This is a genomic window from Hyphomonas sp. (assembly GCF_037969335.1).
In the GTDB taxonomy this organism is placed as follows: Bacteria; Pseudomonadota; Alphaproteobacteria; order Caulobacterales; family Hyphomonadaceae; genus Hyphomonas.
Map to the genome: position 1 here is coordinate 1 of NZ_JBBKXE010000149.1, position 12,271 is coordinate 12,271.

Below are 12,271 nucleotides of genomic sequence, written 5' to 3' on the forward strand. Positions count from 1 at the left end.
GTGAGGGCAACATCGCGAGGCGAGCCTGTTCGGCGCGCAAGCCGGCCGCGGCGATGCGGGCTTCAGCGGCGGCAATGTCAGGCCGGCGCGACAGGAGGAGGGCCGGATTGCCTTCGGGCACGATGACGTCGAGCGTCGGGATCTCGGCCGGAGCGTCCAGCTCAGCAGACGGGTAGCGTCCGACCAGCGTTTCAAGCCGGCGGGCAGTCTCGCCGGTGATCTGGCGGCGCGCGGCGATGGACGCTTCGGCCTGGGCCACCGTGCTGCGGGCGGTGCGCACGTCGAGCGCGTCGGCCAGGCCGCGCTGGAAGCGGCGCTCGGTCAGCGTGCGGACCCGGTCGCGCGCCTCGAAGGTGAGCACGGCAACACGTTCCTGCGCGAGGGCTTCGTTGAGATTAATCCAGGCAATCGCGGTCTGGGCCGCAATCGAGAGTTCGGCTGCGGCAAAGTCCGCCTGGCTGGCAGCATAATCGGCTTCGGCGGCACCAATGCCGGACCCGAGGCGGTTCCAGAGGTCGAGTTCCCAGCTGGCGTCGAGGCCGACGCCATAGATGCCGTCAGTGTTCCGGTCAGAGCTGCCGCCGAACGTATTCTCGGTGGAGGTCACGCCGGCCGAAGCCGATGCGCTGACGCTGGGCCGGCGCTGGGCGCGGGCCACCCGGGTCGAGGCTTCCGCTGCGCGCACGAGGGCGGCGCGTGATTCCAGTGTCGGGCTGTTGGTGAGGGCTTCGTTGACGAGACCGACCATGAGCGGATCGTTGAACTGGCCGAGCCAGTCACCGCTGGGCGCGACGCCGGCAACACCGCGCGTGGCCCATTCGTCCGGCGCATTCGCTGTTTTGGTAAAAAATTCCACGGGTTGGCCGGCCCAGCGGCCGGTTGACGCGGGCGAAGAGGCACATGCCGCAACAATTGCCGTGCCGAGAAGGAGAATTGAACGTTTCATGCCGCTGGTGAGGCTCCCGTTTTGCCCGCCCCGGATTACGATGGGCCTATTCGACTGTCAACGAAAAATTATCGAATTTCAATAATTTTTGCGAGCGTGTCATAGAGCCTGCCGGCTGGCCCGTACGTCCAAAGGTGCTTGGCTTTGACGTGGCGCCGTTGTAGCGCCACTCGACGGCGGCGATGACTTGCGGCCAACGCGTTCCGGGCGCCTCTTGCGCTCGTGCCGGGAGACGGGATGAGCCAGACCGATCCAGTCGAAAAGCCGAAAGGCCCACGCGATGCGGTGAGCCGCCGGGCGCGCGACTTCATCATGCTCGGCCTGTGCTTTGCCTGCGTTCTGATCCTTCTGGCTGCGACCGGCGAACTGAACCCGGTGGTGGCGCTGGCGGCGCTGGCTGTACTCGTCTCGGTCGCCATTGCCTATTATGTCGGTACGGCCGCGTTCCTGCCCGTCGGCAGGCCGGCGCCCGCACCCGTCATGACGGAGGGTGCGAGCCGGCTGGATTCCCGGCAATTGCTGAGTGCGCTGCCGCTGCCGGCCTTCGAAGTCGACGCTGATGGGCGTATCGTGGCCTTCAATGCGGCGGCGGACCTGATCCTGCACCTCGAAGGGCGGCCCAATCCGCGTACCAGTACCGTGATCCGTTCACCGGCCCTGCTGTCGGCGATCGAGGGGATGCGCCTCAGTTCAGGCGGCGAGGCGGTGTCGGTGGAAGTGGACAGCGCGTCTGACGAGACCTGGCGGGCCCACGTGTCGCGACCTGTGGGCGCCACGCAGACGCTGGTCGTGCTGGAGGACCTGACACCTGTGCGCCGGGCGGCACGGGCGCGGTCTGATTTCCTGGCCAATGCCAGCCATGAATTGCGCACGCCGCTGACAGCGCTGTCGGGCTTCATCGAGACGATGCGTGGCCCGGCCAAGGACGACAAGGCCTCTTGGGGCCGGTTCCTCGACATCATGGCACGGGAGTCCGAGCGGATGAGCCGGTTGATCGCCGACCTGCTGTCGCTGTCGCGGATCGAGTTTTCCGAACATATCGCGCCGAGCGAGCGCGAAGACTTCGCCCGGATCGTGCTCGACGCCACCGAAGCGCTGCAAGCGATTGCCAGGGACCGCGATGTCACGCTGGAGCTGAAAGGCGCCGACGAGGACATGCCGGTCGTGGCCCACCGTGACGAGATCATGCAGGTGGTTGAAAACCTGCTGACCAATGCGCTGAAATACACCCCGCCGGGCGGCCGGGTGACGGTTTCGTTCGGGCCTGCCGCCAGCATGACCGAAGCGCGCACACGGGCGGCGCAGGGCTGGCGTGAGGGCGAACGGATGACGCTGTTGCCGGCTGCCGGTCGGCCCGGCACGCCGGACGCCTCAGTCTGGCTGCGCATCGAGGACGAGGGCCCGGGCATCGAGCGCGAGCACCTGCCGCGCCTTGGCGAGCGTTTCTATCGCGCCGACCAGAGCCGGGGCGGCAAGATCACCGGCACCGGCCTTGGCCTCGCCATCGTGAAACATATCATGGCCCACCATCGCGGCGGCCTCGCCGTCGAGACCCGCCTCGGCCAGGGCAGCGCCTTCGGCCTCTGGCTGCCAGCGGCGCGGCCGTAGTTTCAGTGTGCAGGTTGCGCTTACCAGCCGTGTGATCGCTTCGGTCTTGACGCTGTCGACGGCGGGCGCGAGGCGGTCGAGGGCGCTGGTTGGGCTGCCGTTCGCAGTCTCGGCGAAGGTGACTCGGGTGCCCTTGCCTTCGGGGGCGAGGGTGATGGTCCAGATGACGGAGACGGCCATGCCCTGGAGCGGGCCGAACGGGGCGTCGAGGCGGAGCATCTTGCCGTGTACAACGGTCAGGACAGTGCCGTGGGCGACCGAGCCATCGTCCCAGGTTTCCTTCCATAGCCCGCCAGCCGTCGGATCGAGCGAGAGGCGTTCGGACATGCCGGAATAGGTGTGGTCCGGGTGCCACCAGAGTTCGGGGTGGATCAGGCGGTCCCACAATTCGCCGGGGGCCATGCCGGAGACGGCCTCCTGTTTCAATTCGTAATGGTCCGGCGATGCAGAGATGATTTTCGCGTGAGCGGGCGCCGAAAGGGCTGCGACGAGAAGAACGGCGGCAATACGGGTCATGGCAACAGCCTCGCAGGCAATGGGAGCCTGACGATTATGCCCGGACTGGCCGTGCGGGCAAGGGCGGGCTCAGTCGGGGACGCGGTTGAAGGCGAGCGTGTTGCCGCGTGCGGCATAGCTGTAGGCGATATAGTCGCCGGTCGCATCGAGCAGGGTGAAGCAGCGCACGCCGACCGCCTCGTCTTCGAATGTGAAGGACGGGCCGGCCGGGTCGGGCGCCTGTTCGTTGCAGTCGGCCACGATGGTGAGCGTGGAGACGCTCGGTTCTTCGCCAAGATAGCTTTCGGTGACGGTCGTATCGCGGATCGTCATCATGCTCTTGGCGTCATCGACCGAGCGCCATGTGCCCTGCAGCGCCGTTCCGGTAGTGGCGGGGGCAGGGGCCTGGGCCGACTGGGGGGCCGAACAGGCCGCGAGGCCGATCAGGCCAAGGGCGAGACAGAGAGCGGGCTGGAGCGTCATGGGCGTATCCTGTGGTCGCGGCGGTGAGTTCGCTGGCGTCACGGAATGCGGCAGCGTCAGATTCGATTATGCCATGAACCTAGACGTGGCCCAGGGCATCGGCAAGATCATCTGACGTGCCGCAAATTCCACCTGCGTTTGGGCGTGTCCATGCGATAAGTATCGTTTGCAAGGGCAAGCAGGATGCAGTGGCGCATTCTGGATGATCGCGGTGATCCTTGCAGTGATGGTCGGGATCGGGTTCATGTTATTCAAGCTGATGAAGTGGCTCTGAGGGCTAACGATGAATCCTGACGATATCGAAATCGGCACCGAGGCCGTCGCCAAACAGGTCGGGACGATGTTCGACAGCCTGCTGGTCTGGTTCCAGGCCTTTCTGGAACAGGCCTTGTCGGTTGCAACGCTGTGGCAGGCCGGCGTCGTCATCGCCGCCGGGATTGTCGGTTGGCTGCTCTCGCGCATCCCCTACAAGCGCCTGATTGCCGCCGCGATGAATCGCGGCAGGACCGACGCGCTGGCGCGGGTCTACGTTTCACTGGCCAATGTGATGTGGCCGCTGATCAGTATCGTCTTTGTATGGGCTGCCGTGGCCGGGTTCCACATGGCGGAATTGCCCAATGAGGGCCTGCGTATCGTTGCCAGCCTGCTGAACGCCTGGATCATTATCCGGCTCCTGACGTCGAACATGCGCAAGAGCTTCCTGTCCCGAGCGATTGCCTTGGTTTCATGGACGATCGCGGCGCTCTATATCCTGCGCTGGCTGGAACCGACCGTGACGGCGCTGAGCGATTTTCATATTCCGCTGGGCCGGCATTCCCCGTCGGTCTGGACCATCCTGACCAGTGTCGGGATCGCGACCGTGGCGCTCTGGCTGGGCCGTATTGGCGGCGCGGCGGCCCAGACGCGGTTGCGATCAACCAGTCGGCTCAACCCGTCCATGGCCGGCCTGCTGGGACAGGTCGCCAATATCCTGCTCATGGTCGTGGCCATTGCCATCGCGCTGCAGACGGTCGGCGTGAACCTGGGCGCTCTGACGATCTTTTCAGGCGCCCTTGGTGTCGGTATCGGCTTCGGCCTGCAGTCGATCTTCTCGAATTTCATCTCGGGCGTGATCATCCTGATCGAGAAATCGGTGAAGGTGGGCGATTTCATCGAACTGCAATCCGGCGTGACGGGCCTGGTCAATGAAATCAATATCCGGTCGACGGTGATCACGACCAACGACAATGTCGATATCCTTGTGCCGAACGAAGAGTTCATCAAGGCACAGGTGATCAACTGGACCTTGCGCGAGGCGCGCCGGCGCACGCACATCAAGTTCGGTGTGGCCTATGGCACCGACAAGGACCTCGTGCGCCAGGCCGGCATGGAAGCGGCGGCGGAAGTCAAATGGACGCTGGAAAACATGGGCCCGCGCATGCCGCAGGTCTGGCTGGTGGGTTTTGGGGATTCCAGTCTCGATTTCGAGCTGGTCGTCTGGCTGACTGAGGAGGCGGTGAAGAAGCCGTCCAAGGTCGTCGCCGACTATAATTGGGCCATCCATTCGGCGCTGGAGCGGCACGGAATTGAAATCCCGTTCCCGCAACAGGACCTGCACCTCAAATCCTCGGATGCGATACGGGTGCGCGTCGAAACCGGCGGCGCGGACGACATGCCGTCGCCGGACGCAGACGTGGTGACCGAAACGGAAAAAGCCCCCGAAGAATAACTCCGGGGGCTTTCCTGTTCGTCGCTGGGGTTACCGGCTGGTATCAGCCAGCGATGCGACGCACATAATCGTACTGGTTCTTCTTTGTGTCGCGCTTGCGGGCGGGCTGAAACGCCACTTTCGCATGCTCGCTGCAATAGGGACCACAGTCCGACTTGCGGCCACAGAAGGCGAACTTCGGATCGGCCGGATCACCGATCGGCCATTTGCACATTGAATCGCGCAAGGTGAGGATCGTTGCGGCGCCGCCGTCGGCCAGTTTCAGCGGTGGCAGGGGCGCGATCATTGCCGTGCGCTCGACAGGCCTGGCCTGCTCGATCGGCGTGGTGACGGCCGGCGTCGGCAACGTGACCGAACCGTCCGGCATCACGCGTGGCTTTGGCCGGGCCAGGCGCGGCGGGCGCTTGACGGGGCGCGACGGTGTCGCGCGGCCCGACAGGCCAAGGCGGTGCACCTTGCCGATCACGGCATTGCGGGTCACGCCGCCCAATTGCTTGGCGATCTGCGAGGCCGAATGGCCCTCTGCCCAAAGTTTCTTGAGCACTTCTACCCGTTCATCAGTCCATGACATGGATTTAGGTCTCCCAGCTCTAGGTTCGGGGACCCACACACGATCCCGTCAGCCCCTATATGTTGTGATGGCAGTTACGCGCCATCTCTCTCAGCACCTAGATATCGTATCAGGACCGAAATGAAACACAACATGCAGACTTAGCTTTCCACAGGCTTTCCATATGTTGTGTCTTGTGAGTCGCACTTTCCGCATGTGGGGCCCAATATCCGGGCAAAGGCAAAAAAGTCGCGTCTTGCCCCTCGCTCATGAGAGCGTAGCGCATTAGATAGCCTGCATGACAGACATCAGCTCAGACGCCAAACCCGCCAGCGCGAATTCCACCGTTTCTTCCAGTCCGGAATCCGGCTTCAGGGTCATCCGACAATATGGCGCGATGAACGGGCTGGGCCTGTGGACCTTATACAAGCGCGAAATCGGCCGGTTCCTGAAAGTATGGATGCAGACCGTGTTCGCGCCGGTCGTGACGACATTGCTGTTCATGACCGTGTTCAAGCTGGCATTCGGCGACCGGGGACGCCTGACCGGCGATTTCGACGGGCTGAACTATAATGATTTCCTCGCACCCGGCCTGATCATCATGGCGATCCTGCAGAACGCCTTCCAGAATACGAGTTCGAGCCTGGTGCAGGCCAAGTTCAATTCGACCCATGTCGATTTCCTGATGCCGCCACTGTCGCCGCTGGAACTGACGGCAGGTTTCCTCGGCGGGGCCATCACGCGCGGTGTGATCGTCGCGGTGATCTCGGGTATCGGCATCCAGCTGAGCGGCCTGGCCGACCTGTCGGTCGTGCATGTCTGGCCGATCATATGGTTCAGCCTGACGGCGGCGATCATCCTCGGCGCGCTGGGCGCGATGGGCGGCATCTGGGCCGACAAGTTCGACCACCTGTCCGCCGTAACAAATTTCGTCATCGTGCCGCTGACCTTCCTGTCGGGCACATTCTACGACATCAAGGTGATGAAGGAGCCGTTCCTGACGCTGGCCCACCTGGATCCGTTTTTCTACATGATTGACGGGTTCCGCTATGGTTTCATCGGTGTCGCGAATTCTTCCGTGGTTACGGGGGTGATCGTGACCGGTGTGCTGTCCGTGCTTTCCACGGCCGCTGTCTGGTGGATGTTCCGGACGGGCTACAAGCTGAAAGCCTGATTCCCGCATCACGTGAGTCTCGTTGACCCTTCGGTGCCCCGTGCGGTTAATGCGCATCGGACACACGCGGAGGATATTATGCGTATTGCAAAACTCGCCGTCGGCACTGTGCTGGCCATGACTCTGGCTGGCTGCCAGAACCTGATCCCGCAGGAGATGAGCGTCGCTGATTATTGCGCCAATCCTGACAAGGCAGAAGAAAACGTCTGCCGGCTGAAAGTCGAAATCGACGGCCAGACGACGGCACTGTCGGATACTGACATGCGCCTGTCGGATGCACGCGGCGTGGCCGACAGCGCCTCCGATGCGGCTGCCCGTGCACAGGCCACAGCTGACGAAGCGATGCAGCGCGCCAATGCGGCGCTCGCCAAGTCCGACGAAATGGTGTGCGAGACCCGCACGGTCCAGAAGACCGATACCGGCACCTGCCGTCCGGGCTACACGCTGACCAGCTGCACCCAGACGCGCTATACCGAGCGTGCCGGCGGCCTGTCCTTCCTGCGCGAGATCAACGACGAGAAGTGCCGCTTCAACGAGCGGGTTCTCGAAATGCAGGTCCGCTGCTGCAACACGGCATCGGCTGCACCACAGCCGGAAGACGCCACGGTCAACGAGAACATGCCGGAGCCTGAGGCTGAACCAGAGACACCAGAAGACTCGCCGCTGAGCTTCTAGCAAAGACTTCTGCCAAAACCGGGGGGGATTCTCCGGGGGGCTGGGAAGAGAGCCGCCTGCATGTCTTTGCAGGCGGCTTTTTCGTGGACTGAAGGTTCGCCACATTTTGGCCCGGAGTCTTAGCATTCAGACAGGTTGGGAACGGGTGGGGAAGGGCGGCGCTTAGTCTGTCACCTGCACCGGGCAAGCGCCCATCCGGCAGGATGACAAATGGAGTAGACATGATGAAATCAACACTCGCATTCGCAGCCATTGCCACCCTGATGGCGGCACCTGCCCTTGCCGGCGAAAACATGACGCTGGCCGAAATCGACCTGAACGCCGACGGCTTTGTCTCGATCGAAGAGGTGAGGCTGCACCATCCCGACGTGACAGCGGAATCCTTTGCCGATTGGGACGTCAATGGCGATGCCAAATTGTCGGAAGCCGAGTTCTCGGCGTGGAAAAAAGCGGCGTCCGAGGACTATGGCAAGCCAACCGTGAAGGACCATTTCGACGCTGAAGGCGATACAGTCGAAGACGCCATGGATGATGCCGGCGACGCGATGACGGACGGCCAATAGACCCGGAGCGTAATCCCCCTTCCGCTTCTGGTGAAAGAAAGGCCCCGGTGAAAGCCGGGGCCTTTTTTGCGCGCGCTAGGCGGCGAGCTCGAAACGGTTGCGACCGTAACTTTTGGCGTCGTAGAGGGCCTTGTCGGTTCGACTGAGCAGGGTCGCGAGTGTGTCACCGGAGCGGAGGACCGACAGGCCCAGGCTGATGGTCACATTAATGGTCTCGCCCTGGTAATAGAACCGCGTTGCTTCGATGCCCTTGCGCAGCGCTTCGGCGGCGCGGCCGAGATCAGCCTCGTCACCGACCTCGCACAGCACGGTGAATTCCTCGCCGCCGAGACGTGCCACCAGCGAGCCCTGAGGCGCGACGCGCAGCAGTGTATTGGCGACATGGCAAAGGGTTTCATCGCCCGCCTCGTGCCCGTGTGTGTCATTGACCTGCTTGAACCAGTCGATGTCGACCAGGATCAGCGCGATGGACCGGGAACCCCCGGCAGCGTCCGATATGCGGCGCGTGGCTTCGCGGTGAAAGCAGCGCCGGTTGGCGAGACCGGTCAAGTCGTCGGAATTGGCGAAGTGGTGGACCTGCTTGTGCAGCCGATGCACGCGCAGGTTCTGGAAGCCGACATAGACCATGGCAAAGGGAAAAACCGCTGCCGGGACGAGTGCGCTCATCCAGAGTACGGCGATACGGTCATCCGGCGTGAACCCTTTCGATGCCAGATACACGGTGACAAAGGACAGGGCCACCGAAACAGCAAAGACAATGGCCATGTTGCGGACCTGGCCGATCCAGAATTTTCGGGTGCTGATTGTCTGGGGCATCGATGCGTCATTTCTTAGTGCAAGGCAGAAAGGATACAGTCCGCTCTTTTACGCTTCGTGCGGCAGATCGATGAAATTTGGCAAAATATTGTCCGACAGCCAAGGCCTCGGCGAGCCTAGGCTGCCAGCGTGAACCGGTTCCGACCGCAGTTCTTGGCGTCGTAAAGAGCTTTGTCGGCGCGGCTGAGCAGGGCAGAGAGTGTGTCGTCGGCGCGCGCAGTGGCGAGGCCAAGGCTGATGGTGACGCGGACGACTTCGCCCTTGTAAATCAGGCAAGTGGACTCTGTCGCCTGACGCAATGCCTCGGCGATACGGCTCAGCGCGACAATGTCTTTGACTTCGCACATGACGGTGAACTCTTCGCCGCCAAGACGGGCGACCAGCGCGTCCGGCGGGGCGGCGTGGATTAGGGTTTGCGCGACATGAATCAGCGTTTCGTCGCCCGCCTCGTGGCCGTGGCGGTCGTTGACTTGCTTGAACCAGTCGATGTCGATGAGAATGAGGCCGGACAGCGAATTCTTTGCGCGCGATGCTTCAACGTGCGCGGCGCCCCGCTCGGTAAAGCTGCGGCGGTTGGCAAGGCCGGTGAGATCGTCACTGTTGGCAAGCTTGCGGAACTTGAGGTGGAGGCGAAGAAGGCGCAAGCGGAGTCGGATTGCCATGGCTTGGGCGATCGGCACGATGGCCAGAGGAAGTCCGAAGGACAATGCCAGCGCATGGGTGCGGGAATGCGTATCGAGATCTGCGGTGGTGAACCAGGTGACCGACACCGCAAAAATGACAGCACAGACGATGACGGTTAGCGCCAGCCGAAGCTGCTCTATCCAGAAGTCTCGCTCTACGTTGCGTTGGTCCACTTCGCCCCCCCTTGCGGGTCTTAAGTCCGTTGTTATCGCAGACAAAGACTTAAAATATCTGGTACAGGTCGAGCAAATTTGATGCATCGGGTCTATTGCGGCCGCAAGATTTTCTACTCGCGCTGGGCTTTTGGCGGCGAATGGGCCTAGTCTGACGGCTCATTGATTTGGGAGGCTGCGTGCCGGAAATCCTGACTGTCCTGCCGCCGGTCCTGGCGATCATCGTCGCCATGCTGACGCGCAATGTGTACGCGGCATTGGGCCTGGCGATCATTGCCTCCGAGACCCTGATTGCCAATTTCAACCCCGCCATGGGGGCGCTGGGCAGCATTGACCGGGCGGCGGCAGTTTTCGAGAGCCCGGGCAATACGCGTGTCCTGCTGTTTTGCCTGCTGATCGGCGCGCTGATTGCTTGGATGCGTGACAGCGGCGGGGTCGAAGCCGTGGTCAGCGGCCTGATGAAACGCGGGCTGGTTTCGACGCCGCGGCGGGCGGCGCTGGCGCCGGCGCTGGCGGGCACGGCGATCTTCGTGGAAACCAATGTGAGCCTTCTCAGCAGCGGCGTGCTGGGACAGCGCCTGTTCGACGCGCATGGACTGTCGCGCGAACGCCTCGCCTATATCATCGATTCCACCTCAGCGCCGGTCAGCGCGCTGATCCTGCTGAATGGCTGGGGCGCCTATGCGCTCGGCCTGGTCGAGCCGTATGGATTCGAGAGCCCGATTGGCGTCGTGGCCGGGACGATTCCGTGGAATTTCTACGCCTTGCTGACGCTGGCGGGGGTGTACCTGACGGTGTTTACGGGCCGCGTGTTCGGACCGATGAAAACGGCGGGCCTGAACCGGGATGTGCTGGTCGAGGACGAGGAGGCCGTGGCGCCGACGCGGTCGATCTACATGTGGCTGCCGCTGCTCACCATGATCGCGGGCGCGCTGGCCTTCATGGCCTGGACCGGCGGCGGCAATATCCTGGCCGGCAATGGCAGCCAGTCGATCCTCTGGGCCGTCTGCCTGGCGATGTTGGTGGGCGGCGTCCTGCTGGCCATGGGCAAGGCCTTCCCGAAAGGCGGGCTGCAGGCGCGCGGCTTTGCCGGGATCGCGGAAATGGTGCCGGTTGTCGCCATCCTGTTCCTGTCGATTGCACTGGGCGACAGCCTGCGCGTGCTGGGGACAGGGACGTTCATGGCGAGCGTGGCGGAGGCCTTTGTCTCGCCGATCATCGTGCCGGCCGTTGTGTTCGTGGTGGCGGGGGTGACGGCGTTCATGACCGGCACGAGCTGGGGCACCTATGGCATCATGATCCCGATTGCGATGCCGCTGGCCGTGGCGCTGGGCATTCCGCCCTCGCTGGCGCTGGCGGCGGTGCTCGGCGGCGGCGTGTTCGGCGACCATTGTTCGCCGATCTCCGACACGACGATCATCGCCTCGCTGGCGGCGGGCTGTGACCATATCGAGCATGTCCGCACGCAGCTGCCTTATGCGCTGGTGACAGGCGGGATCGCGGTGGTGATGTACCTCGCGGCGGGTGTGTGGGTGAGCCTGGCCTGACCCCCCTCTAGCTCCCCCCTTGCAGGGGGAGAACAGTCCGGGCCTGCGGCACGTTCCAGACAGCAAAAAAGGCGCGGTCCCGAGGGCACGCGCCTTTCCTGCGTCATCGAATCAGACTACCGAGACTATGTGCTAGCACTCGTCGTCGGTCATCAAGTGACACGGGGCTCGGTCGGTTCCGTTTGAGCGGTTCCTTCGTTGCCCGGGCTCCGGCAGGTCGCTCCGAAGAGCGCCCAAACCATCACCTCGGCCAGTCATCACCCAGGGGTAAAGTTCTGGCCTAACCGCCGGACATCCCGAGGGATTTTCCTTTGGTTACCGCGTTTCGGATCGCGCCCCGGTCGCGGCATAGGGCTCCAAATCCAGGGGTCTAGCTCCCCCACAGATGGACATCGCTTGGCTTTGTCCCGATGCCTGACCCTTGCCCTTTGTTTCCACCGTTCTCACGGTTTGACTCTTGGCCCGGGATCACCGGGTGCGATGTGCTGGGCCATCGTTCTGTCGCGGATTGTGCTCCCGCGCCGAGGTCGTTGGCTTACCGAAACGATCTCACCAAAACTCGCCTGAGTCGAGTCCCTGTCCATGATTTTTTCGCGCCCAGGGGGAAGAATTCCACAGTTTTGCGACGGCCGTGAAATTGTTGCACTGCACATGGATACGAACCACGAACAGATGCCCGGAAAAAGCCCGGACGGTGCACGGAGAAGGCCCGGACAGGGTGGTATGTGCACGGAGCGGGGGTGGAAAAGTCCGGACGCCCGCTCGTCCTTCGACTTCGCTCAGGATGAGCTTGGTGGGGACAGGCTTCGTTCAGGATGCGCTTGGGGGAGAGGGGAGGGGCTTTCCACG

The 12,271-nt window shown here is 63.1% G+C and carries 11 protein-coding genes; 6 read left to right on the top strand and 5 right to left on the bottom strand.

Annotated elements, in window-relative coordinates:
- Positions 1–946 (bottom strand): TolC family protein (locus tag AADA04_RS11445; protein ID WP_340693400.1); only part of this gene is annotated, 946 nt, incomplete at its 3' end.
- Between the two features lie 237 nt (positions 947–1,183).
- On the opposite strand from AADA04_RS11445, the gene AADA04_RS11450 reads away from it, so the two are divergent.
- The gene (locus tag AADA04_RS11450; protein ID WP_340693401.1) at positions 1,184–2,554 is read left to right on the top strand and encodes an ATP-binding protein; all 1,371 of its coding nucleotides are present in this window, start codon (positions 1,184–1,186) and stop codon (positions 2,552–2,554) included.
- Positions 2,555–3,139: 585 nt separating this feature from the next.
- On the opposite strand, the gene AADA04_RS11455 is transcribed toward AADA04_RS11450, so the two are convergent.
- Complete coding sequence (locus AADA04_RS11455; RefSeq protein WP_340693402.1) at positions 3,140–3,532, bottom strand: hypothetical protein; 393 nt, start codon at positions 3,530–3,532, stop codon at positions 3,140–3,142.
- 283 nt (positions 3,533–3,815) lie between these two features.
- Between AADA04_RS11455 and AADA04_RS11460 the strand changes: the two genes are divergently transcribed.
- Positions 3,816–5,240, top strand: coding sequence for a mechanosensitive ion channel domain-containing protein (locus AADA04_RS11460; RefSeq protein WP_340693403.1), 1,425 nt, complete (start codon positions 3,816–3,818; stop codon positions 5,238–5,240).
- A 43-nt stretch (positions 5,241–5,283) separates the two neighbouring features.
- Here AADA04_RS11460 and AADA04_RS11465 read toward each other — a convergent pair whose 3' ends face one another.
- The gene (locus AADA04_RS11465; RefSeq protein ID WP_340693404.1) at positions 5,284–5,811 is read right to left on the bottom strand and encodes a GcrA family cell cycle regulator; all 528 of its coding nucleotides are present in this window, start codon (positions 5,809–5,811) and stop codon (positions 5,284–5,286) included.
- Between the two features lie 277 nt (positions 5,812–6,088).
- Here AADA04_RS11465 and AADA04_RS11470 point away from each other — a divergent pair, with 277 nt between their 5' ends.
- From AADA04_RS11470 to AADA04_RS11480, 3 genes are all read left to right on the top strand, one after another.
- Positions 6,089–6,964: an ABC transporter permease gene (locus tag AADA04_RS11470; RefSeq protein WP_340693405.1), complete on the top strand. Its 876-nt coding sequence runs from the start codon at positions 6,089–6,091 to the stop codon at positions 6,962–6,964.
- Positions 6,965–7,042: 78 nt separating this feature from the next.
- Complete coding sequence (locus AADA04_RS11475; RefSeq protein WP_340693406.1) at positions 7,043–7,639, top strand: alanine-zipper protein; 597 nt, start codon at positions 7,043–7,045, stop codon at positions 7,637–7,639.
- A gap of 221 nt (positions 7,640–7,860) precedes the next feature.
- The gene (locus tag AADA04_RS11480; RefSeq protein ID WP_340693407.1) at positions 7,861–8,202 is read left to right on the top strand and encodes a hypothetical protein; all 342 of its coding nucleotides are present in this window, start codon (positions 7,861–7,863) and stop codon (positions 8,200–8,202) included.
- Between the two features lie 75 nt (positions 8,203–8,277).
- Here AADA04_RS11480 and AADA04_RS11485 read toward each other — a convergent pair whose 3' ends face one another.
- Together AADA04_RS11485 and AADA04_RS11490 are read right to left on the bottom strand one after the other, a co-directional pair.
- On the bottom strand, positions 8,278–9,018 hold the full coding sequence (locus tag AADA04_RS11485; protein ID WP_340693408.1) for a GGDEF domain-containing protein: 741 nt from the start codon (positions 9,016–9,018) through the stop codon (positions 8,278–8,280).
- Positions 9,019–9,134: 116 nt separating this feature from the next.
- Complete coding sequence (locus AADA04_RS11490) at positions 9,135–9,875, bottom strand: GGDEF domain-containing protein (RefSeq protein WP_340693409.1); 741 nt, start codon at positions 9,873–9,875, stop codon at positions 9,135–9,137.
- A gap of 179 nt (positions 9,876–10,054) precedes the next feature.
- On the opposite strand from AADA04_RS11490, the gene AADA04_RS11495 reads away from it, so the two are divergent.
- Complete coding sequence (locus AADA04_RS11495; protein ID WP_340693410.1) at positions 10,055–11,422, top strand: Na+/H+ antiporter NhaC family protein; 1,368 nt, start codon at positions 10,055–10,057, stop codon at positions 11,420–11,422.
- The last annotated feature ends 849 nt before the right edge of the window (positions 11,423–12,271 follow it).